Below are 24,369 nucleotides of genomic sequence, written 5' to 3' on the forward strand. Positions count from 1 at the left end.
CCGGTCACAGCCGTGATATTCTTGCCGCTTGACTATTTCCGGTCACTTTCCCGGTTCAGAAACATTCATTCTCATGACTATGTTGCAGCTCTATAAACGTTCACAGCATGTAATTGCTATTAGCATACTTTTCTTCATTCTATTGTTATCCTGCCAGTCATCTGCATTTGCGCGGGCGCAACAGAGTGGTGAACTGCCGACGAAAGCAGATATTCAGAGCCAACTGGACGCACTGAGTAAACAAAAAGATCTCTCCGCGCAGGATAAGCTGGTCCAACAGGATCTCATCGATACTATCGCCACGCTGGATAAAATCGATCGCGTGAAAGATGAGACCGTACAGCTTCGCCAGAAAGTGGCCCAGGCGCCGGAGAAAATGCGCCAGGCGACGGATGCGCTAAATTCGCTCAGCGATGTCGACAATGACGACGAAACGCGAAAAACGCTGAGCACGCTTTCCTTACGACAGCTTGAGTCACGCGTCGCGCAGGTGCTCGATGACCTGCAAAGCTCGCAAAACGATCTGGCCACGTATAACAGCCAGCTGGTGTCGCTCCAGACTCAGCCAGAGCGCGTACAAAATGCGATGTACACCGCGTCGCAGCAGATGCAGCAAATCCGCAACCGACTTGATGGCACTAATGTAGGCGAAGGTGCTTTACGCCCCAGCCAGCAGGTGCTGTTACAGGCGCAGCAGGCGCTGCTGAATGCGCAGATCGACCAACAGCGTAAGAGCCTTGAAGGTAATACGATTTTGCAAGATACCTTGCAAAAACAACGTGATTACGTGACGGCGAACAGTAACCGCCTTGAGCATCAGCTCCAGCTCCTGCAGGAAGCGGTGAACAGCAAGCGACTGACGTTAACCGAAAAAACGGCGCAGGAAGCAGTCACGCCGGATGAAGCCGAGCGTATTCAGTCCAATCCGTTAGTGAAGCAGGAGCTTGATGTTAACCATCAGCTCAGCCAGCGTCTGATTGCCGCGACCGAAAACGGCAACAGCCTGATGCAGCAAAATATCAAAGTCAAAAACTGGCTTGACCGCGCGCTGCAATCCGAACGCAACATTAAAGAACAGATCGCCGTTCTGAAAGGCAGTCTGCTGCTGTCGCGTATTCTGTATCAGCAACAACAAACGCTGCCGTCGGCGGATGAACTTGCCGATATGACCAACCGGATCGCCGACTTGCGTCTGGAGCAGTTCGAGGTCAACCAGCAGCGCGACGCGCTGTTCCAGAATGATGCGTTTGTCGCCAAACTGGAAGAAGGGCACAGCAACGAAGTTAACGGCGAAGTCCATGATGCCTTACTGCAGGTTGTGGATATGCGTCGTGAACTGTTGGATCAGCTCAATAAGCAACTGGGCAACCAGCTGATGATGGCGATTAATCTGCAAATTAACCAGCAGCAGTTAATGAGCGTGTCGAAAAACCTGAAAGGGATCCTCACGCAGCAGATTTTCTGGGTTAACAGTAACCGTCCGATGGACTGGGACTGGATCAAAGCTTTCCCGCAAACGCTTAAAGACCAGTTTAAGTCGATGAAAATCACGGTGAACTGGGAAAAAGCGTGGCCCGCAGTATTTATTGCGTTCCTGGCGGGATTGCCGCTGCTGCTCATTGCCGGGTTAATCCGCTGGCGTCTGAAATGGTTGAAAGAGTATCAGGCGAAATTAGCCGCTGCGGTGGGTAACCTGCGTAATGACAGTCAGCTCAACACGCCAAAAGCGATTCTGATCGATCTCATCAGAGCCTTGCCGGCGTGCCTGATTATCCTTGCGGTAGGTCTGATTCTGCTTACCATGCAGTTGAATATCAGCGACCTACTGTGGGCGTTCAGTAAGAAGATGACAGTCTTCTGGCTGGTGTTTGGTTTGTGCTGGAAGGTGCTGGAAAAAGATGGCGTGGCAATTCGTCATTTTGGTATGCCAGCAAAACAAACTAGCCATTGGCGCCGCCAAATCGTGCGTATTAGCCTGGCGCTGTTGCCGCTTAATTTTTGGTCGGTCATTGCTGAACTGTCACCGCTCAATCTGATGGACGATGTGCTGGGTCAGGTGGTGATTTTCCTCAACCTGCTGCTGATCGCCTTCCTGGTATGGCCAATGTGCCGCGAAAGCTGGCGTGATAAAGAGTCGCATGGTCTGCGTCTGGTGACGATTACCGTGCTGTCTATTATCCCGATAGCATTAATGGTGCTGACGGCGACCGGCTATTTCTACACCACGCTGCGTCTGGCGGGACGCTGGATTGAAACGGTTTATCTGGTCATTCTCTGGAACCTGCTGTACCAGACCGTGCTGCGTGGGTTGAGCGTCGCGGCACGACGTATCGCCTGGCGTCGTGCGCTGGCGCGTCGTCAGAACCTGGTGAAAGAAGGAGCGGAAGGTGCCGAACCGCAGGAAGAACCGACCATCGCGCTTGAGCAGGTTAACCAGCAAACGCTGCGTATAACTATGCTGGTGATGGTTGCCCTGTTTGGTGTCTTGTTCTGGGCCATTTGGTCTGATTTGATCACCGTGTTCAGCTATCTCGACAGCATTACGCTCTGGCATTACAACGGTACCGAAGCGGGTGCGGCAGTGGTGAAAGACGTCACCATGGGTAGCCTGCTGTTTGCGATTATTGCCTCAATGGTCGCGTGGGCGCTGATCCGTAACTTACCCGGCCTGTTGGAAGTGCTGGTGCTCTCGCGACTGAAGATGCGTCAGGGCGCTTCGTATGCGATCACCACGATCCTTAACTACGCGATCATCGCCATCGGCGCGATGACGGTCTTCGGATCGCTCGGTGTTTCGTGGGATAAGCTACAGTGGCTGGCAGCAGCCCTGTCGGTTGGTCTTGGTTTTGGTTTGCAGGAAATCTTCGGTAACTTTGTTTCGGGTCTGATTATTCTGTTTGAACGCCCGGTCCGCATCGGCGATACCGTGACTATCGGTACGTTCTCAGGAACGGTCAGCAAGATCCGTATCCGTGCCACCACCATTACCGACTTCGATCGCAAAGAGGTGATCATCCCGAACAAAGCCTTTGTGACGGAGCGTTTGATCAACTGGTCGCTTTCCGATACCACCACGCGTCTGGTAATCCGCATCGGCGTGGCCTACGGTTCGGATCTGGACAAAGTGAAGAAAGTGCTGCTGCAGGCGGCGATGGAACACCCGAAAGTGATGCACGATCCGGAGCCTGCTGTGTTCTTTACCGCCTTCGGCGCCAGCACGCTGGATCATGAACTGCGTTTATACGTGCGTGAACTGCGCGATCGTAGTCACACGGTTGATGAACTGAACCGTGCGGTCGATCGTTTGTGCCGTGAAAACGACATTGATATCGCCTTTAACCAGCTTGAAGTGCACCTGCACAACGCGAAGGGCGACACCGTGACCGAGGTTAAGCGTGACATCATTAAAGGTGATGATCCGACGCCTTCGGTAGGTTAATAGAAAAACTCATCAGGCCTGCGAGCTTCGATTCATTCGTAGGCCTGGTAAGTGCAACGCTATCAGGCATTTCAGCTATAGCGCGTTTTTTGAAGAAGAGAGCTGTTTCTTTTCGTAATCCCGTTTAACAATCTCCAGCGCCTTCAGTACGGTTTCAGGTGCAACCTGATTTTCCTCAAGTAAAACAATCAAATCGACGGCCAGTTTGACCTCGTCCGGGGCGTTCTCTAATGACATAAATTCTCCGGGGATTAACGGGTTAAACGCGCCAACACGTTTTCTATTCTTGCCAGAGCATGACGGCAGCGCGCCAGTCGCGCCTCGAATGCTTCTACTTCACGATGAAGTTTTTGCTGTTCTGCAAAGCCGGTAGCCTGAGCCAGACGCTCTTTGCGTTCACGCGTCATTTCAACCAGACGGCGTTCAAACTCCTGATGTTGGACCCGCTTGCGCTGCCAGCGCGCCAGACCTGGAGATGCGCTGTCCCACTCGCGTAGCGACCAACTGGCAGTTTCACGTGAAATCGCCTCTAACTGTGAGGCAAGGTGTTCCGCAAGCCAGGTGATTTGTGGTAGTTGTTGCTGCTCAACGGCGCGACGTAGGGCAGTAAGATTATCGTCAGCTTCATCCAGGCAGGCCTGCAGCAATGTGCTGCGCGTGTGAAACAGATGCCTGTCAAAGCGGGCGCTAAGCGTTGTGTGGTGCGCCAGCGGAGCACAACGCTGTCGCAGGCGGTTAAGCTGGTTTTCGAGCGTCTGTAACAGCATGGCGGTTTTCACAACAACACTCCGATGAAAATGAGAACTGTTATGCTAAAGTAGCGATTCTCTGTGTTAAGTACTGATATTATGCAACGCATTATTCTAATCATCATTGGCTGGATAGCGGTAGTGCTAGGTACGCTGGGCGTAGTATTGCCTCTGTTACCGACGACGCCGTTTATACTGCTGGCCGCCTGGTGTTTTGCCCGCTCATCGCCGCGTTTTCACGACTGGTTGCTTTACCGTTCGTGGTTCGGCGGGTATCTGCGTCACTGGCAAAAACATCGCGCGATGCCGCCGGGAGCAAAACCGCGCGCTATTTTTTTGATCCTGGTGACGTTTGCTATTTCCCTCTGGCTGGTCAATATGATGTGGGTACGCGGCCTGCTGCTGGTTATTCTCGCCTGTTTACTGATTTTTATGTGGCGGATCCCGGTGATTGATGAAAAACAACAAAAGCAGTAAAGCGCAATAATCGCTGTTGCAATTGTCTCTCGCAGCCAGTAAATTCGACCGTTTTCGAGCACAGGCGCAGATGGTCAAAGGTTAACCAAGTGTAACCTTGGCCCTAATATAGACACAAAATCATTCAAGATACGTCGAGGATGAAGTGTATAGTGCGCCGTGAAGTAATACTGTATTAATCAGGCACAAACTTATGACCGCGACTGCACAGCAGCTTGAGTTTCTCAAAAATAGCATCAAAAGCATCCACGACTACCCAAAACCGGGCATTCTTTTCCGTGATGTCACCAGTTTACTGGAAGATCCGAAAGCCTACGCCCTCAGCATTGAATTGCTGGTTGAGCGCTACAAAAATGCGGGGATCACTAAAGTGGTTGGCACCGAAGCGCGTGGCTTCCTGTTTGGCGCGCCGGTAGCGTTGGGGCTGGGCGTCGGCTTTGTTCCGGTACGCAAACCGCGTAAGCTTCCGCGTGAAGTTATTGCTGAGACCTATGAGCTGGAGTACGGCACCGATCAGCTGGAAATCCACGTTGATGCCATCAAACCGGGTGATAAAGTCCTGGTTGTGGACGATCTTCTGGCAACTGGCGGCACGATTGAAGCGACCGTGAAGCTGATCCGCCGTCTGGGTGGCGAAGTGACCGATGCTGCCTTTATCATTAACTTGTTTGATCTGGGCGGCGAGCAGCGTCTGGAAAAGCAGGGGCTGACCTGTTATAGCCTGGTTCCATTCCCGGGCCACTAATTTAGGGCTATCTTTTTTGCCATTTTGGCCCCGGTCAGTGCTCGAAATCCTCACGTACTGCGTGTACGCTCCGGTTTCTGTGCGCTGCCCGAAACCAAACTGACTGCAACGATAACGCCCGAATATAACGTGTCAACCTCGCCGTTGCTGCGAGGTTGTGTTAGCATTACCCTCCTGTGAATCCACCCTCCAGCCTTTCAGAGCCTGCCAATGAGTTATCAGGTCTTAGCCCGAAAATGGCGCCCACAAACCTTTGCTGACGTCGTCGGCCAGGAACATGTGCTGACGGCACTGGCGAACGGCTTGTCGTTAGGGCGTATTCATCATGCTTATTTGTTTTCCGGTACCCGTGGCGTCGGAAAAACCTCTATCGCCCGCTTGCTGGCGAAGGGATTAAACTGTGAAACTGGCATCACCGCTACGCCGTGCGGCGTGTGCGATAACTGCCGGGAAATTGAGCAGGGGCGTTTTGTCGATTTGATTGAAATCGATGCCGCCTCACGCACTAAAGTCGAAGATACTCGCGATCTGCTGGATAACGTTCAGTATGCGCCCGCGCGCGGTCGCTTTAAGGTCTATTTGATCGACGAAGTGCACATGCTGTCGCGCCACAGTTTTAATGCCTTGCTGAAAACGCTCGAAGAGCCGCCCGCGCACGTCAAATTCCTGCTGGCGACCACCGATCCGCAGAAGCTGCCGGTGACCATCCTGTCGCGCTGTCTGCAATTCCATCTTAAAGCGCTGGATGTCGAACAGATTCGCCATCAGCTTGAGCATATTCTCAAAGAAGAGCATATCGCCCATGAACCGCGTGCGCTGCAACTGCTGGCTCGCGCCGCAGACGGCAGCCTGCGCGATGCACTAAGCCTGACCGATCAGGCGATTGCCAGCGGCGATGGTCAGGTCTCGACCGACGCGGTCAGCACCATGCTCGGCACGCTGGACGACGACCAGGCGCTCTCGCTTGTTGAAGCGGTTGTGGCTGCGGACGGCGAACGCGTGATGAGGCTGGTGAACGACGCCGCCGCGCGTGGTATCGAATGGGAAGCGCTGCTGGTTGAGATGTTGGCTTTGCTGCATCGTATTGCCATGGTTCAGCTTTCACCTGCCGCTCTCGGTAGCGATATGGCCGCCATTGAACAGCGTATGCGTGAACTGGCGCGAATTGTACCGCCTACCGATGTGCAGCTTTACTACCAGACCCTGTTAATCGGGCGCAAAGAACTGCCGTATGCGCCGGACAGGCGAATGGGCGTCGAAATGACGCTGCTGCGTGCGCTGGCTTTTCATCCGCGCATGCCGCTCCCGGAACCTGAAGTCCCGCGCCAGTCGTTTGCCCCGGTCGCACCCACAGCGGTGATGACCCCGACGCAGGTGCCACAGCAGCAACCTGCGCCAGCGCAACAGCAACAGAATGTGCCGCTTTCCGATGCCACCAGTCAGGTGCTGGCGGCGCGCAGTCAACTGCAACGTGCTCAGGGAGCAACCAAAGCAAAAAAGAGTGAACCGGCAGCCGCTTCCCGCGCGCGGCCGGTGAATAATGCTGCGCTGGAAAGACTGGCTTCGGTGTCGGAACGTGTTCAGGCGCGCCCGGCAGTCTCTGCGCTGGAAAAAGCACCGGCGAAGAAAGAAGCGTATCGCTGGAAAGCGACCAATCCTGTTGCAGAAGTCAAAGAAGTCGTCGCCACGCCGAAAGCGCTGAAAAAAGCGCTTGAGCATGAAAAAACGCCGGAACTGGCAGCAAAGCTTGCGGCTGAAGCCATTGAACGCGACCCGTGGGCCGCCCAGGTGAGCCAGCTCTCGCTGCCTAAACTGGTGGAGCAGGTGGCGCTTAATGCCTGGAAAGAAGAGAATGGCAACGTGGTTTGCCTGCACCTGCGTTCCACGCAGCGACACCTTAATTCCAGTGGCGCGCAGCAAAAACTGGCCGAAGCACTGAGTTCCTTAACGGGGTCAACGGTTGAATTGACCATCGTTGAAGATGATAATCCTGCGGTGCGTACGCCGCTGGAGTGGCGTCAGGCCATTTATGAAGAGAAGCTCGCGCAGGCGCGTGAGTCGATTATTGCGGATAATAACATCCAGACGCTGCGTCGTTTTTTCGATGCGGAGCTGGACGAAGAGAGTATTCGCCCCATTTGATCGTCAGCCTAATGGTTTGACGGTCGTCATCCCTTAACGTGATTGAGAGAGAAGCCTATGTTTGGTAAAGGCGGTCTGGGTAACCTGATGAAACAGGCCCAGCAGATGCAAGAAAAAATGCAGCAGATGCAGGAAGAAGTCGCCAAGCTGGAAGTGACCGGCGAATCTGGCGCGGGTCTGGTAAAAGTGACCATCAACGGCGCGCATAACTGCCGTCGCGTGGAGATCGATCCAAGCCTGCTGGAAGACGACAAAGAGATGCTGGAAGACCTGGTTGCTGCGGCATTCAACGACGCGGCGCGTCGCATTGAAGAGACGCAGAAAGAGAAGATGGCCTCTGTTTCTTCCGGAATGCAGCTGCCGCCTGGCTTTAAGATGCCGTTCTGATGCAAACCAGCCCGCTGTTAACTCAGCTTATGGAAGCACTGCGCTGTCTGCCGGGCGTTGGCCCGAAGTCGGCGCAGCGCATGGCGTTCACGCTGCTTCAGCGCGATCGCAGCGGCGGGATGCGTCTGGCGCAGGCGTTAACGAAGGCGATGTCGGAAATCGGCCACTGTGCCGATTGCCGCACCTTCACAGAGCAGGACGTCTGCAACATCTGTTCGAACCCGCGTCGCCAGGAAAACGGTCAGATTTGCGTGGTGGAGAGTCCGGCGGACATCTACGCCATTGAGCAAACCGGGCAATTTTCCGGACGTTACTTCGTGCTGATGGGACACCTGTCGCCGCTGGACGGTATCGGGCCTGATGATATCGGGCTGGATCGTCTTGAACAGCGACTGGCGTCTGAGCAAATCAACGAACTGATTCTGGCGACCAATCCCACGGTCGAAGGAGAGGCGACCGCCAACTATATTGCTGAGCTTTGCATGCAATATGGCGTTGAAGCCAGCCGTATCGCCCATGGCGTTCCGGTAGGCGGCGAGCTGGAAATGGTCGATGGCACCACGCTGTCGCACTCTCTGGCAGGACGACACAAGATTAAATTCTGAACAAACGGAGGCCGCGACGGCGGCTTCCGCTTGAAATCCTTCCCGCTTGTCCCCATTTCACCCTCAACGTGTTTTTACCATTGAATATGGCATTGTTGAGGTAGATCTACATGAAAGGACAAGAAACTCGTGGTTTTCAGTCAGAAGTAAAACAGCTTCTGCACCTGATGATCCATTCTCTGTATTCCAATAAAGAAATCTTCCTGCGTGAGCTTATCTCTAACGCCTCGGATGCGGCAGACAAGCTGCGTTTCCGCGCACTGTCTAACCCGGACCTGTATGAAGGTGACGGTGAGCTGCGTGTGCGTGTTTCCTTCGATAAAGATAAGCGTACGTTGACCATTGCCGATAACGGCGTGGGGATGAATCGTGATGACGTTATCGATCATCTGGGGACCATTGCGAAATCCGGCACCAAATCTTTCCTCGAATCCATGGGCTCCGATCAGGCGAAAGACAGCCAGTTGATCGGTCAGTTCGGGGTTGGTTTCTACTCTGCCTTCATCGTGGCGGACAAAGTTACCGTGCGTACCCGTGCTGCGGGTGATAAGCCGGAAAACGGCGTGTTCTGGGAGTCTGCGGGCGAGGGTGAGTACACCGTTGCTGATATTACCAAAGAAGACCGTGGTACCGAAATTACTCTGCATCTGCGTGAAGGCGAAGACGAGTTCCTCGATGACTGGCGCGTACGTTCCATCATCAGCAAATATTCCGACCATATTGCGCTGCCGGTAGAGATCGAAAAATCCGAAGAGAAAGACGGCGAGACCGTGGTTTCCTGGGAAAAAATCAACAAGGCGCAGGCGCTGTGGACCCGTAACAAGTCGGAAATCAAAGACGACGAGTACAACGAATTCTACAAGCACATCGCCCACGACTTCACTGACCCGCTGACCTGGAGCCACAACCGTGTGGAAGGTAAGCAGGAGTACACCAGCCTGCTGTATATCCCGTCGCAGGCGCCGTGGGATATGTGGAACCGCGATCACAAGCATGGTCTGAAACTGTACGTCCAGCGTGTCTTCATCATGGACGATGCCGAGCAGTTCATGCCGAACTACCTGCGCTTTGTCCGCGGTCTGATAGATTCTAACGATCTGCCGCTGAACGTTTCTCGCGAGATCCTGCAGGACAGCACCGTCACTCGTAACCTGCGCAGCGCGCTGACCAAACGCGTACTGCAGATGCTGGAAAAACTGGCGAAAGACGACGCGGAAAAATACCAGACCTTCTGGAAGCAGTTCGGCCTGGTGCTGAAAGAAGGCCCGGCGGAAGACCACGCCAACCAGGAAACGATCGCTAAACTGATGCGCTTCGCGTCTACGCACACTGACTCCTCCGCGCAAACCGTGTCGCTGGAAGATTACGTGTCGCGAATGAAAGAAGGGCAGGAGAAAATCTACTACATCACTGCAGACAGCTATGCGGCGGCGAAGAGCAGCCCGCACCTGGAACTGCTGCGTAAGAAAGGCATCGAAGTGCTGCTGCTTTCTGACCGCATCGATGAGTGGATGATGAACTACCTGACCGAGTTCGACGGTAAGGCATTCCAGTCCGTTGCTAAAGCTGACGAGTCCATCGACAAGCTGGCGGATGAAGTTGACGAATCGGCAAAAGAAGCGGAAAAAGCGCTGACGCCGTTCGTTGAGCGTGTGAAAACCCTGTTGGGTGACCGCGTGAAAGAAGTGCGTCTGACTCACCGTCTGACCGACACGCCAGCCATCGTTACCACCGATGCGGATGAAATGAGCACCCAGATGGCGAAACTGTTTGCCGCTGCGGGCCAGGCCGTACCGGAAGTGAAATATATCTTTGAACTGAACCCGGACCACGTGCTGGTAAAACGCACGGCGGATACTCAGGACGAAGCACAGTTCAAAGAGTGGGTTGAGCTGCTGCTGGATCAGGCGCTGTTTGCCGAGCGCGGCACGCTGGAAGACCCGAACCAGTTCATTCGTCGTATGAACCAGTTGCTGGTATCCTGATACCTGTAATGTAATGCCGGATGGCGCTAACGCTTATCCGGCCTACAACATCTTTTTGATCGTAGGCCGGATAAGGTGTTTACACCGCCATCCGGCAATTTCTTTCCTTATTTTCAATTTTCCCGCCATTAACCGTTTCAGCGCAGACTACCTTCCTTGAGCCAATTGCGTGATGGTGGTATCGTTTAGCGCTTTTTAAAAAATATCGACAACCTTTAAGGGGATTTTCGTAATGCGTATCATTCTGCTTGGCGCTCCGGGCGCGGGTAAAGGAACTCAGGCTCAGTTCATCATGGAGAAGTATGGTATTCCGCAAATCTCCACCGGTGATATGCTGCGTGCCGCCGTGAAATCTGGCTCCGAGCTGGGCAAACAAGCGAAAGACATCATGGACGCCGGTAAGCTGGTGACTGATGAGCTGGTGATCGCGCTGGTAAAAGAGCGTATTGCTCAGGAAGACTGCCGTAATGGTTTCCTGCTTGATGGCTTCCCGCGTACTATTCCGCAGGCAGACGCCATGAAAGAAGCGGGCATCAACGTGGACTACGTTCTGGAGTTTGACGTACCTGACGAACTGATCGTTGACCGTATCGTCGGTCGCCGCGTACACGCTGCTTCTGGCCGCGTTTACCACATCAAATTCAACCCGCCTAAGGTTGAAGGCAAAGACGACGTGACCGGCGAAGAGCTGACCACCCGTAAAGACGATCAGGAAGAGACCGTACGTAAGCGCCTGGTGGAATACCATCAGATGACCGCACCGCTGATTGGCTACTACTCTAAAGAAGCGCAGGCGGGTAACACCAAATACGCGAAAGTTGATGGCACTCAGGCAGTTGCTGACGTGCGCGCAGCGCTGGAAAAAATCCTCGGCTAATTTTTTCGCGTAATAAACCTCTTATCAGGTCTGCCATTATCTCGTAGGCCTGATAAGCGCAGCGCCATCAGGCAAATTCTCGTCTTACCTTTCACAGCAATTAGTTCTTCTTTACCGCTTTTCCGCTACAATTATCAACAATTTGAATCGATAAGAGGCGGTAATGCGTCAGACGAAAACCGGTATCCTGCTGGCAAACCTCGGCACTCCCGATGCCCCAACTCCCGAAGCCGTTAAGCGCTACCTGCGCCAGTTTTTAAGCGATCCACGCGTAGTTGATACGTCCCCTGCACTGTGGTGGCCGCTGCTGCGCGGTGTGATTTTGCCGCTGCGAGCGCCGCGTGTGGCAAAGCTGTACCAGTCAATCTGGATGGAAGACGGTTCCCCGCTGATGGTCTACAGCAAGGCGCAACAGCAGGCGCTGGCACAACGTCTGCCTGATACCCCTGTCGCGCTGGGGATGAGCTACGGTTCGCCATCGCTCGAAAGCGCGGTCGATGAACTGTTGGCAAGCGGAGTGGAACACATGGTGGTGTTACCGCTGTACCCGCAATATTCCTGTTCGACGGTTGCAGCAGTCTGGGACGAGCTGGCGCGCATCTTAGCGCGTAAACGCGGTATTCCCGGCGTCTCTTTTATTCGTGATTACGCCGATGACAGCAGCTACATTGATGCGCTGGCCAAGAGTGCCCGGGATTCATTCGCTCAACATGGCGAACCTGATTTACTGCTGCTCTCCTACCACGGCATTCCGCAGCGCTACGCCGATGAAGGCGATGACTACCCGCAGCGCTGTCGCGATACGACGCGTGAGCTGGTTTCAGCGCTTGGTCTGCCGCCGGAAAAAGTCATGATGACCTTCCAGTCTCGCTTTGGCCGCGAACCCTGGCTGACGCCGTATACCGACGAAACGTTAAAAATGCTGGCGGAGAAAGGAACCCGACATATCCAGGTTATGTGTCCGGGCTTCGCGGCTGATTGCCTCGAAACGCTGGAAGAGATAGCGGTGCAAAACCGGGAGATTTTCCTTGAGGCTGGCGGTAAGCAATATGAGTATATTCCGGCGTTGAATGCCACACCGGAACATATCGAAATGATGGTTAAACTGACCGCCGCCTACCGCTAAAGCTGTTGCTTAAAGAAACGCGCGCCGTCCTGCAAAGCTTCATCGGCGGTTTTCATCACCTGCGAATAGTGCAGGAAGGCGTGCAGCGTACCGGGATACATTTTGTACTGGCAGGGCTGCTGATGCGCCTGTAACGTCTGGAATAATAAGCGGCTATCGTCAATCAGTGGATCGAACTCCGCGCCGGCGATAAAACACGGCGGCACGTCACGCGTCAGGTCGTTATTAAACAGGCAATAGTACGGTGACTCGCGATCGTCAGCGCTACGTAGGTACGCGTTTTCATACATCTGCAAGTCCTCGCGGGTTAACCCATCCCACGCTCCGCCCATCAGCCGTCGGCTCAGTGAATCCTGTAGCCCGTAAAGCCCATACCACAACAGCACGCCAGCCACCTTGCCGCAGGCAATGCGTTTATCCCGCAGCCACAGCGCGCTGGCAAGCGCCAGCATGGCTCCGGCGGAATCGCCCGCAAAACCAATCGTATTGATATTGAGGGAATAGTCGCCAGCATGTTGATGATAGTACTGGCAGACGGCGACGATCTCTTCGATGGCTTGTGGGTAGCGGGCCTCCGGCGCCAGCGAATAGTCGATGCCGATCACCGTGCACTGGGTGTAATGCGCAAGTAAACGCATAATACGGTCATGGGTATCCAGATTACCGAGAATAAAACCGCCGCCGTGCAGGTAATACAGCGTGGCCTGGCTTTGGGGCTGCGGAGCGTAGATGCGTGTGGCAACGGGGCCGCACGCGGTAGAAATCACGCATTCTCGGGTATGCATCTGCGGAGCATCGGCATTCCACAGCCGCCGCTCATGAATGTAGTGTTGGCGCTGGGCCACGAAGTCATCGGCAGCGGGCCACGGCGGCAAATCGTCGCGATGAAAATTCACCACGCTTTTCATTTCATCCGAAATTTTGTCGAGTACGGGGATTTTGTTTTCCGGCTTCATAAAACGCTCCTTGTGAAGGTGAGTTATTGTAGAAATTAATCCCGGATAAACTGCGATCTCACCGTCCGATATTGAAACTCAGCGTCGCATCGCATGCGCTGCAGGGAATGTGCTACCATGCATCGCTCAGTTAACCACCCGTAAAATCGACCATGAAATTTCCCGGTAAACGTAAATCCAAACACTATTTTCCCGTCAGCGCGCGCGATCCGTTGCTGCAACAAATTCAGCCAGAAAATGAAACCAGCGCAGCCTGGGTGGTGGGCATCGACCAGACGTTGGTGGATATTGAAGCCAAAGTGGATGATGACTTTGTAAAACGTTATGGATTAAGCGCCGGGCATTCTCTGGTGATTGCCGATGATGTCGCAGAAGCGCTCTATCAGGAACTGGTGCGTGAAAATTTGATCACCCATCAGTTTGCGGGCGGTACGATCGGTAACACGATGCACAACTACTCCGTGCTGGCGGATGACCGCTCGGTGCTGCTGGGCGTGATGTGCAGCAATATCGAGATTGGCAGCTATGCGTACCGTTATTTATGCAATACCTCCAGCCGTACCGATCTGAACTACCTGCAAGGCGTTAATGGACCGATTGGTCGTTGCTTTACGCTGATTGGTGAATCCGGAGAGCGTACCTTCGCCATTAGCCCTGGGCATATGAATAAGCTACGGGCGGATAGCATCCCTGAATCGGTAATTGCCGGAGCGTCCGCGTTGGTGCTGACGTCCTATCTGGTGCGCTGCGAGCCGGGCGAGCCGATGCCGGAAGCGACCATGAAGGCGATTGAATACGCTAAAAAACACAATGTGCCGGTGGTACTGACGCTGGGCACCAAATTCGTCATTGCCGATAACCCGCAATGGTGGCAGGCATTCCTCAAAGAGCATGTCTCTATTCTGGCGATGAATGAAGAAGAGGCTGAAGCGCTGACCGGCGAGAACGATCCGCTGCTGGCGTCTGACAAGGCGCTGGACTGGGTGGATCTGGTGCTGTGCACTGCGGGTCCGGCGGGTCTGTATATGGCGGGCTTTACGGAAGAAGAAGTCAAACGTAAAACCCAGCATCCGCTGCTGCCTGGAGCGATTGCCGAATTCAATCAGTACGAATTCAGCCGCGCCATGCGCCATAAAGACTGTACCAATCCGCTGCGCGTGTATTCGCACATCGCGCCATATATGGGCGGGCCAGAAAAGATAATGAATACCAACGGTGCTGGCGACGGCGCGCTGGCGGCATTGCTGCATGATATTACCGCCAACAGCTATCACCGCAGTAACGTGCCTAACTCCAGCAAGCACAAGTTCACCTGGCTGACCTATTCGTCTCTAGCCCAGGTGTGTAAATATGCTAACCGCGTGAGTTACCAGGTGCTGAACCAGCATTCACCGCGCCTGACGCGCGGTTTGCCGGAACGTGAAGACAGTCTTGAAGAGTCGTACTGGGATCGCTGAGTTCTTGCCCGATGGCGCTACGCTTATCGGGCCTACGCGTAGCAATAGCAGGCCGGATAAGGCGTTTTACGCCGCCATCCGGCACGTAACATTAACTGGCGGTAGCAACTTCACCGGCAGGCGGCGTTTCAATTAGCTCCAGCATGGTACGGGCGATTTCACGCTCGCCCATGACGACCTGATTGGCTCCGCGCTCAGTAATATATTCCACCTCATCGTCATAATGTGCGCGGGCGATAATCTCAATCGACGGGCACTTCTCACGAGCGGAAGCGACAATTTCACCCGCTTCATAGCCATTCGGAATGGTTAGCAACAGCCAGCGTGCGCAATCCAGATGCGCCAGATTCATGATCTCTTCGTTAGCGGCATTTCCCAGCACCGCGCGGATCCCACGCTCGCGCAGTTCATCCACCCGGGTACGTGAGGTTTCGATAACCACCAGCGGGATCCCGGCAGCCATCAATTTCTCACCCAGCAGGCTGCCGACGCGACCAAAGCCAACCAGCAGGGCGTGATTGCAGATATCCACCGGAATTTGCTTCTCTTCTTCGATAGCCTCTTCCAGAGTCTGCTCTTCCAGCGTTTCTGTTTTGGCGAGATATTTTTCTAACACCGCGAACAGCACCGGGTTGAGCATTATGGACAGGATTGCCCCTGCCAGCACCAGATTCTGTCCGGCCTGCGGCAGCAGGTTTAACGCCATTCCCAGACCCGCCAGGATAAAGGCAAATTCACCAATTTGCGCCAGACTGGTGGCAATGGTGAGCGCCGTGCGTTGAGAGTGACCAAACATGCGCACCAGGAAATAGGCGGCAAGGGATTTACCAAAGATGATAATCGCCAGCGTGCCCAGTACTGCCAACGGCTGCTGGATCAGGACTAACGGATCGAACAGCATTCCGACGGAAACGAAGAACAGCACGGCGAACGCATCGCGCAGCGGCAGGGTGTCATGCGCCGCACGGTGGCTCAGCTCAGATTCATTCAGCACCATACCGGCGAAGAACGCGCCCAGTGCAAAGGAGACATCGAACAGCTCTACTGCGCCGAAGGCGATACCTAAGGCGAGGGCGAGGACTGAGAGGGTAAACAGTTCGCGTGAACCGGTTGCGGCGCTGCGGGCCATAATCCACGGTACCAGGCGACGACCCACCAGCATCATAATCGCGATAAACGCCACCACCTTACCGATGGTAATGCCCATATCGACAGCCAGAGAAGCGAAGCCGACATCTTCTTTTTCCAACATTCCGGCGACGGCTGGCAGGAGAACCAGCGTCAGTACCATCATCAGATCTTCGACAATCAGCCAGCCAATGGCAATTTGCCCGCGCTGGCTGTCAATGAGCTGTCGTTCTTCAAGCGCACGCAGTAGCACCACGGTGCTGGCGGTTGAAAGACACAGACCAAACACGATCCCCACCATCAGCGACCAGCCTAATACAGCTGAAAGCGCCATACCCAGCAGCGTTGCCACTGCTATCTGGGCAATCGCGCCGGGAATGGCGATTGACTTTACCGCCATCAAATCCTTCAGGGAAAAGTGCAGCCCGACGCCGAACATCAGCAGAATAACGCCAAGCTCGGCCAGTTCAGGCGCGAGCTTAGTATCAGCAACAAAACCAGGTGTAAATGGACCGGCCAGAACGCCCGCTAACAGATATCCCACCAGAGGAGAAATACGTAGTTTATTGGCAATCATGCCTAATATAAAAGCGAGTACAAGGCCGCCGACAATGGTGGTGATAAGCGGGGTGGCGTGATGCATTCCGTCTCCTTTGGTTGCTGTGATGATCCTAAAAACCCAAACTGCGAGTAATAGTTTATGACAATTTTAATGTTTATGTTTATGAATAATTATTGAATTTTGAAGAAAACAGGATTTTAAAGGAAAAAAAGCACGGATCGGAAAACTACGAGGGGATGTTTGAGGCAAACGCTGATGGTCACTGTAAGTGATGACGACCAAAGTTTACCTTTGGCCGTCAGAAAATCAGGCTTTATGTCGGTTATCAGGTAAGAATATGGTCAGTATCCCCAGAAGTGGCAGGAAAGCACATATTTTGTAGACCAAATCGATACTGGTATGGTCGGCAATCAGCCCTAACACCGCGGCTCCCAAGCCACCCATGCCGAAGGCAAAACCGAAAAATAACCCAGAAACCATGCCGATACGCCCAGGAAGCAACTCCTGTGCGTAAACCAGAATGGCAGAAAACGCCGATGCGAGGATAAAACCAATGATCACGGTTAAAATCCCGGTCCATTCCAGCGTTGCGTAGGGTAAAACGAGGGTAAATGGCGCAACGCCGAGGATAGACCCCCAAATAACATATTTTCTGCCAATTTTATCGCCTAATGGTCCGCCAATCACCGTCCCGGCCGCGACGGCAAACAGGAAGGCAAACAGGTGAAACTGGGCGTTTTGTACCGATAATCCGAATTTTTGCATCAGATAAAAGGTGTAATAGCTGCTGATGCTCGCCATATAGAAGTATTTGGAGAAAATCAGTACCAGCAGGATGCTTACAGCCAGCACCACTTTATTACGCGGCAACGGATTAACGATAGCGACCTTCGGCTTTCCTTTACTCATCCGATGCTGCGCGGCATACCAACGGCTGATTTGTGCCAGGACGACAATCGCTAATAGCGCAGCCAGAACAAACCAGGCCACATTACCCTTACCATATGGCGCGATGATGACAGCCGCCAGCAACGGTCCCAGTGAGCTGCCGAAGTTGCCGCCAACCTGGAAAATCGATTGGGCAAGGCCGTGGCGACCGCCGGAGGCCATACGCGCCACACGGGACGATTCCGGGTGAAATACCGAAGAGCCGGTGCCAACCAGCGCCGCGGCGAGCAGCACCATATGGAAGCTGCCGGCCATGGCCAGCAAAACAAGCCCGCTCAGCGTGAAGCACATTCCTATGGGCAGCGACCACGGCATCGGGTATTTGTCCGTCCAGTAACCCACCACCGGTTGCAGCAGCGAAGAAGCTAACTGGAAGGTTAGGGTGATCATCCCGATCTGCATAAACGTCAGCGAGAACTCTGACTGCAATAGCGGATAAATCGCCAGGATCAGCGACTGAATCATATCGTTTAGCAAATGGGAGAGGCTGATCGCTCCTAAAATGCCAAATGAGGTGCGTGCTTTAGCAACCGACGCTGACGCGCCAGCGACAGGCTGGGTTGGTTCACTTATTGCCATAGAAAGTCACTTCTGTTTGGGTTGCGATTATGAGGGTAATCTAATTTGTTATTATTACCTGACTAACATACCTGCGGAAGGTGTTTGAAGGAAGTCTCATTTCTGAAAACATTTTCGACTATTATTTCATATCATTGTAATTTCAGTCGTTGATTTTGGCTCAGGGAGAGAAATATGAAGTTTTTAAAACGGGGCGTGGCGCTGGCGTTATTAGCCGCATTTACGCTGGCAGGTCAGCCAGCTCAGGCGTACGAAAAAGATAAAACCTACAAAATTACCATTCTGCATACCAACGATCATCACGGTCACTTCTGGCGTAGCGAATATGGGGAATACGGACTGGCGGCGCAAAAAACGCTGGTGGACGGTATTCGTAAAGAGGTGGCTGAGGAAGGGGGCAGCGTACTGCTGCTTTCTGGTGGTGATATCAATACCGGCGTACCGGAGTCCGATCTGCAGGATGCGGAACCTGATTTCCGCGGTATGAACCTGATTGGCTATGACGCGATGGCGGTCGGAAACCACGAGTTTGATAATCCGCTTAGCGTATTGCGCCAGCAGGAAAAATGGTCCAAATTTCCGTTTCTCTCGGCCAACATTTATCAGAAAAGCACCGGCGAGCGTTTATTTAAGCCGTGGGCCATCTTTAAGCGCCAGGATTTAAAAATTGCCGTACTTGGTTTAACCACTGACGATACGGCGAAAATTGGCAACCCCGAGTTCTTTACCGATATCGAATTCCGTAAACCTGCTGATGAAGCCAAACTGGTTATTCAGGAACTGAATATGGGTGAAAAGCCAGACATCATTGTCGCGACCACCCATATGGGACATTATGACAACGGCAACCACGGCTCGAACGCCCCTGGCGATGTCGAAATGGCGCGCAGCCTTCCAGCAGGTTCGCTGGCGATGATTGTCGGTGGCCACTCGCAGGATCCGGTGTGTATGGCTGCGGAAAATAAGAAGCAGGTTGATTACGTACCGGGTACGCCGTGTGCGCCAGATAAGCAAAATGGGATCTGGATTGTACAGGCACACGAGTGGGGCAAATACGTGGGCCGGGCGGACTTTGAGTTCCGTAACGGCGAAATGAAAATGGTTAACTACCAGCTCATTCCCGTTAATCTGAAGAAAAAAGTGACCTGGGACAACGGTAAAAGTGAGCGCGTACTCTACACCCCGGAGATTGTTGAAAATCAGCAAATGCTTTCGCTGCTGACGCCGTTCCAGAATAAAGGTAAAGCGCAGCTCGACGTGAAAATCGGTAGCGTCAATGCGCGCCTCGAAGGCGACCGTAGCAAAGTCCGTTTCGTGCAAACCAATATGGGGCACTTGCTGCTGGCTGCGCAAATGGCGCGAACCAGCGCTGATTTTGGCGTGATGAGCGGCGGCGGTATCCGTGACTCCATCGAAGGTGGCGATATCACCTATAAGAGCGTGCTGAAGGTACAGCCGTTTGGCAACATCGTGGTGTATGCCGATATGAGCGGGAAAGAAGTGATTGATTATCTGACCGCGGTGGCGCAAATGAAGCCGGACTCCGGAGCCTACCCGCAGTTTGCCAACGTCAGCTTTGTAGCGAAAGAAGGCAAGCTTAACGATTTGAAAATCAAAGGCGAACCTGTTGACCCAGCCAAAACCTATCGTATGGCAACGCTGAGCTTCAACGCCACCGGCGGTGATGGCTATCCGCGCATTGATAACAAACCAGGCTATGTGAATACCGGGTTTATTGATGCGGAAGTGCTGAAAGAGTACGTACAGAAGAACTCACCGCTGGATGCCAGTGCGTATGAGCCGAAGGGTGAGGTGAGCTGGCAGTAACAGGGCGGAGTGCCGGATGGCGGTGCTGGCACCTTATCCGGCCTACAGGTCAGTGCGATTTGTAGGCCTTAAAGCTGCGCGCCATCAGGCATTCATTCTATAACCGCTTAATCCCGGCGGGCGATATCGGCGAATTTCGCATCCAGAATTTTCGCCAGATCGCTCGCTGCCAGTTCGATATCCAGCCCGCGTTTGCCGCCGGAAACATAAATGGTGTCAAACGTTTGGGCAGGCGCATCGATAAGCGTCGGCAATCTTTTTTTCTGCCCCAGCGGGCTAATACCGCCTACCAGATAGCCGGTAGTGCGTTGCGCGACCATGGGATCGGCCATATCGACCTTTTTGGCACCCAATGCTTTGGCAACCTTTTTGAGATCCAGTTGACCTGCTACCGGTGTGACGGCGACCGCCAGATGCTTCATGTCGCCATTCACGGCAACCAGCAGCGTTTTGTAAACCTGGTCCGCGTTCAGACCTAACTTTCGCACCACTTCATCACCAAAGTTCGTCTCGGACGGATCGTGATCGTAGGTGTGGATCTGGAAAGAAATTTTGTTTTTTTCGAGTAATTTAACGGCGGGTGTCATAGCAATTTTCCTGGCCCAGACAAAATACGACTCAAGCATACGCCTGATGTCTGTCTAAAAAATAGTACCATCTTGCGCAATAGTATTGGCAGGATGATGACTTTGAGCGACAATCGAACTACACCGACGCTTTAAGCGCCGGGATCATAATAATGATGAAATTCCTCTTTGACGGGCCAATAGAGATATTGGCCATTTTTTTTTACCGTAACATCTCCGGCAAATTTCCTTCTCCGTATAAATGCAGCGCGCCAACGGCCACGACGTAGTGACCAGCAGGCATCGCTCTGAGCCGATCGCGCCAGGCTGTGTTGCGTTGATGCATCAATACGTCATACAACGACTGGCTAAAGGTATTGGGAAGCGTCAGTTCGCTATTGTGCGGCGGCGTTTCAAGCCACCAGCCCATCATCTGCTGGAGCAGTCTGGCATTGGTATGCCAATGCGTCAGAGTATCGTCCAACAGGGCCAGTCCGTTATCAGGCAACTGACATAACAGCTCGATTTGACTGGATGCGCCTTCCAGTTCGATTATCGGTTTATGCGCCTGTTTAGCCGCATTCAACAGTTGATAATCAATCCCGTATTCCGCTCGCAGCCCTAGCTGCTGTGCCTGCGTTGCCTGTAATACCATGGCAATTTGCCACAACGGCTGAGTAGATAACAGGGATGGGGAAATGCCCAGTTCGTTGGTGACTTTACGCAGGTTTTCTAACTGCTCCGGGCTGAGACGTTCTTCGAGTGCAGCAAAGATCGGAAGGTCGGCAAACGGCGCGTCGTCACCGGAAACATCCGCTTCGACAATCAGCGCATCGGCATGCTTGAGCTTTTTGAGTAATTTGGCAGGCAGAGGCGCCATATCGCGGCTGCCCATGTGAATGCTGCCAATCAGATGAAAATGGCGGTTGCCGGGCAAAGAGATGTCGATGGCAGGCCAGGTATAGTGGTTGCCGCGCAGTGCAGACCATAATGCTTTTACCCGGTATAACAAATCCATACGACCTCCCTAAGTGGAGAACCATGCTAGCGCGTGGCCGGAAAAGTCGCAATGTGTGAATTGCCGGATGGCGCAGTTGATAGCGCCATCCGGCAAAGGGTTACTCTTTAGGTTTGAAGCGCAGCAATCGGTTCGCGTTGCTCACCACGGTGATGGAAGAAAGCGCCATCGCCGCCCCGGCGACTACCGGGTTGAGCAGCGTGCCGGTGAACGGCCACAGAATCCCAGCGGCAACCGGGATGCCGATGCTGTTGTAGATAAACGCGCCGAGCAGGTTCTGCTTCATATTGCGTAGCGTTGCCCGGGAGATAGACAGCGCATCCGCAACGCCCATCAGGCTATGACGCATCAGCGTAATCGCGGCTGTTTCAATCGCCACATCGCTGCCGCCACCCATGGCGATCCCTACATCGGCCTGAGCCAGCGCAGGCGCATCGTTGATACCGTCACCGACCATGGCGACCTGACGCCCCTGGCTCTGCAGACGCTTGATCGCCTCGGCCTTACCGTCCGGCAGAACACCCGCAATCACCTCGTCAATACCCGCCTCTTTGGCAATGGCGTTGGCGGTCGTTGGGTTGTCGCCGGTCAGCATCACCAAACGATACCCGGCGCGGTGCAGGCGCTGGAGCGCTGCCACGCTGTCGCTACGCAGTGGATCTCGCACCGCTAACAGCGCTGCTGCTTTACCATCAATCGCCAACAGGACCGGAGTTGAACCCTGGGAAGCCTGAGCGGTGATTTCAGCCTCCATTTCAGTGGTATCTACCTGCTGTTCATTGAGCAGAGCCTGATTTCCCAGCAGCAACGTATGACCTTCGGTCTCGCCGCTGACGCCTAACCCGCGCAGCGTACGGAAACCGTTGACCTGCGGCAGCGAGACATCGCCTGCTTTGTCCAGAATCGCCCTGGCCAGCGGGTGGCTGGAACCCTGTTCAAGGGCTGCAGCCAGATGAATTGCCCGCGCTTCATCGGTGTTGCCAAACGTTTTGATGGCGACAACCTGCGGTTTGCCTTCAGTCAGCGTCCCGGTCTTATCAAAGACGAGAGTATCGAGCGTGCTGGCGCGCTGCAGCGCATCGGCATCGCGTACCAGTACCCCAAACTCAGCGGCACGCCCCACGCCGGAAATAATCGACATCGGCGTTGCCAGACCCAGCGCACAAGGGCAGGCGATAATCAGAACGGTGGTGGCAATGACCAGCGTATAGACAATCTGCGGTGCTGGTCCAAAGAAATACCAGATAGCCGCACTGACCAGCGCAATGGCGACCACGACCGGAACGAACACCGAGGAGATACGGTCGGCCAGTTTGCCAATTTCCGGTTTGCTGCTTTGCGCTTGACGCACCATACGAATAATGCGTGACAGCGTGGTGTGACTGCCAACGGCGCTGGCGCGGAACAGCACGCTACCGTCCTGTACGACCGTACCGGCGTGGACGCTATCGCCTTCACCTTTTTGCTGCGGAATCGGCTCACCGGTGAGCATAGCTTCATCCAGCCAGGCTTCGCCCTGGGTGATTTCGCCATCGACCGGCACGCGGTCGCCGGTGGTCAGGCGCAGTAACATTCCCGCCTGAACGTCTGCCAGCGGCACGTTCTTTTCACCTTCGTCAGTAACGACGCGTGCGGTCGGTGGCGTCAGATCAAGCAGTTTTTCCAGCGCTTTGGACGAGCGCTGGCGAGCCCGCGCTTCCAGCATGTGTCCGAGGTTAATCAGACCAATAATCATGGCGCTGGCTTCATAATAGAGGTGTCGCGCTTCCATTGGGAACCATTGCGGCCAGAGGTTGACGCTCATGGAATAGAGCCAGGCCACCCCGGTTCCGAGCGCCACCAGCGTATCCATGGTCGCGGTGCCGTTCATCAGGCTTTTCCATGCGCTGCGGTAAAAGTGACCGCCCGCGAAAACCATCACCGCAAGCGTTGCCAGACCAATCGTCAGCCACAGGCTGCGGTTGTCATCACTCACCATCATGTTGTCGCCAATCATTCCCCATACCATGACAGGGATACCCAGCAGCAGCGCGACGGCTGCCTGCCAGCGAAAACGTTTCATGGTTGCCACGGCGGTTTCTTGCTGACGCTCGCGGCGCTTAGCATCATCTTCAATGGCTTCTGCGCCGTAGCCTGCTTTTTCTACCGCCTGCACTAAATCTGCGGCGGAGGCACTGCCCATTACCAGCGCAGTGCGTTCCGCCAGGTTTACCCGTGCCTGGGTGACACCCGGTACGCTTTGCAATGCATTTTGTACACGGGTCACACAACTGGCGCAGCTCATGCCGTTTAACAGCAACTGTTGGCTGTCATCATCAGCCGTAGCTGCCGGAAGCTCGGAAGGGACCGCTGCCAGTGCTTCCGACGGGATTGATGACTCCGTCAGCGGTTTAGCCTTTGGGTGGCTTAACTCCGCGCCGTAACCGGCTTGTTTGATGGTTTCAATCAGCGCTTCTGCGCTGGCGCTCCCGGTAACATGCGCCTCTGTCACGGAGACATCCGCTTGCTCAACATCCGGACGTTGTTCCAGACTTTCTTTAACGCGTTTTACGCAGTGACCACAGGACAGGCCGTCCAGGGTTAGATCGATTGTTTGAGACATAACCAACTCCTTCATTGCAGATTTAACTGACTGTGATAAAGGTTAAACCTTCCAGCAAGGGGAAGGTCAAGGGTTTAAATTGCTGATTGAAAGGGATTTTTAAAATCAGCGTCCACATAGCGTCCACACTTCGAAAAAAGTGTCCACTTTACAAAGACAAAGCCTCGCAGATAGTTGCGGGGCTTTTTACTTTT

Annotated in this window: 19 protein-coding genes and 1 other annotated feature; of the genes, 11 read left to right on the forward strand and 8 right to left on the reverse strand. The window is 54.0% G+C overall.

Annotated features, from left to right (window positions below):
* Window positions 1-73: 73 nt before the first annotated feature.
* Window positions 74-3,439, forward strand: coding sequence for a mechanosensitive channel MscK (gene mscK / locus G4551_RS06015; RefSeq protein ID WP_003835917.1), 3,366 nt, complete (start codon window positions 74-76; stop codon window positions 3,437-3,439).
* Between the two features lie 75 nt (window positions 3,440-3,514).
* On the opposite strand, the gene rsmS is transcribed toward mscK, so the two are convergent.
* Window positions 3,515-3,676: a pleiotropic regulatory protein RsmS gene (gene rsmS / locus G4551_RS06020; RefSeq protein WP_003021750.1), complete on the reverse strand. Its 162-nt coding sequence runs from the start codon at window positions 3,674-3,676 to the stop codon at window positions 3,515-3,517.
* A 14-nt stretch (window positions 3,677-3,690) separates the two neighbouring features.
* Window positions 3,691-4,218, reverse strand: coding sequence for a primosomal replication protein N'' (gene priC / locus G4551_RS06025; protein ID WP_003021753.1), 528 nt, complete (start codon window positions 4,216-4,218; stop codon window positions 3,691-3,693).
* 69 nt (window positions 4,219-4,287) lie between these two features.
* Here priC and G4551_RS06030 point away from each other — a divergent pair, with 69 nt between their 5' ends.
* From G4551_RS06030 to hemH, 8 genes are all read left to right on the forward strand, one after another.
* Window positions 4,288-4,665: a DUF454 family protein gene (locus G4551_RS06030; RefSeq protein WP_003835914.1), complete on the forward strand. Its 378-nt coding sequence runs from the start codon at window positions 4,288-4,290 to the stop codon at window positions 4,663-4,665.
* A 193-nt stretch (window positions 4,666-4,858) separates the two neighbouring features.
* A complete protein-coding gene (apt, locus tag G4551_RS06035; protein ID WP_003021759.1) occupies window positions 4,859-5,410 on the forward strand; it encodes an adenine phosphoribosyltransferase in 552 nt (183 codons plus the stop codon).
* Window positions 5,411-5,620: 210 nt separating this feature from the next.
* The gene (gene dnaX, locus G4551_RS06040; RefSeq protein WP_003835912.1) at window positions 5,621-7,552 is read left to right on the forward strand and encodes a DNA polymerase III subunit gamma/tau; all 1,932 of its coding nucleotides are present in this window, start codon (window positions 5,621-5,623) and stop codon (window positions 7,550-7,552) included.
* Window positions 6,885-6,949 (forward strand) — a sequence feature (DnaX frameshifting element). It overlaps the preceding gene by 65 nt.
* 57 nt (window positions 7,553-7,609) lie before the next feature.
* The gene (locus G4551_RS06045; protein WP_003021764.1) at window positions 7,610-7,939 is read left to right on the forward strand and encodes a YbaB/EbfC family nucleoid-associated protein; all 330 of its coding nucleotides are present in this window, start codon (window positions 7,610-7,612) and stop codon (window positions 7,937-7,939) included.
* Window positions 7,939-8,544: a recombination mediator RecR gene (gene recR / locus G4551_RS06050; protein WP_003021767.1), complete on the forward strand. Its 606-nt coding sequence runs from the start codon at window positions 7,939-7,941 to the stop codon at window positions 8,542-8,544. Before G4551_RS06045 ends, recR begins: the two co-directional genes overlap by 1 nt.
* Before the next feature lie 110 nt (window positions 8,545-8,654).
* The gene (htpG, locus tag G4551_RS06055; protein ID WP_003021770.1) at window positions 8,655-10,529 is read left to right on the forward strand and encodes a molecular chaperone HtpG; all 1,875 of its coding nucleotides are present in this window, start codon (window positions 8,655-8,657) and stop codon (window positions 10,527-10,529) included.
* A gap of 232 nt (window positions 10,530-10,761) precedes the next feature.
* A complete protein-coding gene (gene adk, locus G4551_RS06060; protein WP_003021773.1) occupies window positions 10,762-11,406 on the forward strand; it encodes an adenylate kinase in 645 nt (214 codons plus the stop codon).
* A gap of 163 nt (window positions 11,407-11,569) precedes the next feature.
* On the forward strand, window positions 11,570-12,532 hold the full coding sequence (hemH, locus tag G4551_RS06065) for a ferrochelatase (protein WP_003021775.1): 963 nt from the start codon (window positions 11,570-11,572) through the stop codon (window positions 12,530-12,532).
* Here hemH and aes read toward each other — a convergent pair.
* Window positions 12,529-13,488 carry an acetyl esterase gene (gene aes / locus G4551_RS06070; protein WP_003835907.1) on the reverse strand — a complete coding sequence of 320 codons (960 nt, stop codon included), beginning with the start codon at window positions 13,486-13,488 and terminating at the stop codon, window positions 12,529-12,531. The two genes, hemH and aes, sit on opposite strands and share 4 nt — an antisense overlap.
* Before the next feature lie 152 nt (window positions 13,489-13,640).
* Between aes and gsk the strand changes: the two genes are divergently transcribed.
* Complete coding sequence (gene gsk / locus G4551_RS06075; protein WP_003021781.1) at window positions 13,641-14,945, forward strand: inosine/guanosine kinase; 1,305 nt, start codon at window positions 13,641-13,643, stop codon at window positions 14,943-14,945.
* A gap of 91 nt (window positions 14,946-15,036) precedes the next feature.
* On the opposite strand, the gene ybaL is transcribed toward gsk, so the two are convergent.
* Complete coding sequence (ybaL, locus tag G4551_RS06080; RefSeq protein WP_003835904.1) at window positions 15,037-16,716, reverse strand: YbaL family putative K(+) efflux transporter; 1,680 nt, start codon at window positions 16,714-16,716, stop codon at window positions 15,037-15,039.
* A 225-nt stretch (window positions 16,717-16,941) separates the two neighbouring features.
* On the reverse strand, window positions 16,942-18,162 hold the full coding sequence (fsr, locus tag G4551_RS06085) for a fosmidomycin MFS transporter (RefSeq protein WP_003021788.1): 1,221 nt from the start codon (window positions 18,160-18,162) through the stop codon (window positions 16,942-16,944).
* A 174-nt stretch (window positions 18,163-18,336) separates the two neighbouring features.
* Here fsr and ushA point away from each other — a divergent pair, with 174 nt between their 5' ends.
* The gene (gene ushA / locus G4551_RS06090) at window positions 18,337-19,989 is read left to right on the forward strand and encodes a bifunctional UDP-sugar hydrolase/5'-nucleotidase UshA (RefSeq protein ID WP_003835902.1); all 1,653 of its coding nucleotides are present in this window, start codon (window positions 18,337-18,339) and stop codon (window positions 19,987-19,989) included.
* A gap of 107 nt (window positions 19,990-20,096) precedes the next feature.
* Here the strand turns inward: ushA and ybaK are convergent, their stop codons facing one another.
* The 3 genes from ybaK to copA all read right to left on the reverse strand — a co-directional run bounded on the left by ybaK (window position 20,097) and on the right by copA (window position 24,175).
* Entirely contained in the window at window positions 20,097-20,576 is a 480-nt protein-coding gene (gene ybaK, locus G4551_RS06095; RefSeq protein ID WP_003021794.1) for a Cys-tRNA(Pro)/Cys-tRNA(Cys) deacylase YbaK, read from the reverse strand.
* Between the two features lie 202 nt (window positions 20,577-20,778).
* A complete protein-coding gene (locus tag G4551_RS06100; protein ID WP_003835900.1) occupies window positions 20,779-21,573 on the reverse strand; it encodes a TraB/GumN family protein in 795 nt (264 codons plus the stop codon).
* Window positions 21,574-21,673: 100 nt separating this feature from the next.
* Window positions 21,674-24,175 carry a copper-exporting P-type ATPase CopA gene (gene copA / locus G4551_RS06105; protein WP_003835898.1) on the reverse strand — a complete coding sequence of 834 codons (2,502 nt, stop codon included), beginning with the start codon at window positions 24,173-24,175 and terminating at the stop codon, window positions 21,674-21,676.
* Window positions 24,176-24,369 lie beyond the last annotated feature (194 nt).

This window comes from Citrobacter freundii ATCC 8090 = MTCC 1658 = NBRC 12681 (assembly GCF_011064845.1).
Taxonomy (GTDB): Bacteria; Pseudomonadota; Gammaproteobacteria; order Enterobacterales; family Enterobacteriaceae; genus Citrobacter; species Citrobacter freundii.

Excerpts from the sequence above, each read along its gene's own strand:
- mscK (WP_003835917.1), top strand. The coding sequence starts at position 74 with ATGACTATGTTGCAGCTCTATAAACGTTCACAGCATGTAATTGCTATT.
- rsmS (WP_003021750.1), bottom strand. The coding sequence starts at position 3,676 with ATGTCATTAGAGAACGCCCCGGACGAGGTCAAACTGGCCGTCGATTTG.
- G4551_RS06030 (WP_003835914.1), top strand. The coding sequence starts at position 4,288 with ATGCAACGCATTATTCTAATCATCATTGGCTGGATAGCGGTAGTGCTA.
- apt (WP_003021759.1), top strand. The coding sequence starts at position 4,859 with ATGACCGCGACTGCACAGCAGCTTGAGTTTCTCAAAAATAGCATCAAA.
- dnaX (WP_003835912.1), top strand. The coding sequence starts at position 5,621 with ATGAGTTATCAGGTCTTAGCCCGAAAATGGCGCCCACAAACCTTTGCT.
- G4551_RS06045 (WP_003021764.1), top strand. The coding sequence starts at position 7,610 with ATGTTTGGTAAAGGCGGTCTGGGTAACCTGATGAAACAGGCCCAGCAG.
- recR (WP_003021767.1), top strand. The coding sequence starts at position 7,939 with ATGCAAACCAGCCCGCTGTTAACTCAGCTTATGGAAGCACTGCGCTGT.
- htpG (WP_003021770.1), top strand. The coding sequence starts at position 8,655 with ATGAAAGGACAAGAAACTCGTGGTTTTCAGTCAGAAGTAAAACAGCTT.
- adk (WP_003021773.1), top strand. The coding sequence starts at position 10,762 with ATGCGTATCATTCTGCTTGGCGCTCCGGGCGCGGGTAAAGGAACTCAG.
- hemH (WP_003021775.1), top strand. The coding sequence starts at position 11,570 with ATGCGTCAGACGAAAACCGGTATCCTGCTGGCAAACCTCGGCACTCCC.
- aes (WP_003835907.1), bottom strand. The coding sequence starts at position 13,488 with ATGAAGCCGGAAAACAAAATCCCCGTACTCGACAAAATTTCGGATGAA.
- gsk (WP_003021781.1), top strand. The coding sequence starts at position 13,641 with ATGAAATTTCCCGGTAAACGTAAATCCAAACACTATTTTCCCGTCAGC.
- ybaL (WP_003835904.1), bottom strand. The coding sequence starts at position 16,716 with ATGCATCACGCCACCCCGCTTATCACCACCATTGTCGGCGGCCTTGTA.
- fsr (WP_003021788.1), bottom strand. The coding sequence starts at position 18,162 with ATGGCAATAAGTGAACCAACCCAGCCTGTCGCTGGCGCGTCAGCGTCG.
- ushA (WP_003835902.1), top strand. The coding sequence starts at position 18,337 with ATGAAGTTTTTAAAACGGGGCGTGGCGCTGGCGTTATTAGCCGCATTT.
- ybaK (WP_003021794.1), bottom strand. The coding sequence starts at position 20,576 with ATGACACCCGCCGTTAAATTACTCGAAAAAAACAAAATTTCTTTCCAG.
- G4551_RS06100 (WP_003835900.1), bottom strand. The coding sequence starts at position 21,573 with ATGGATTTGTTATACCGGGTAAAAGCATTATGGTCTGCACTGCGCGGC.
- copA (WP_003835898.1), bottom strand. The coding sequence starts at position 24,175 with ATGTCTCAAACAATCGATCTAACCCTGGACGGCCTGTCCTGTGGTCAC.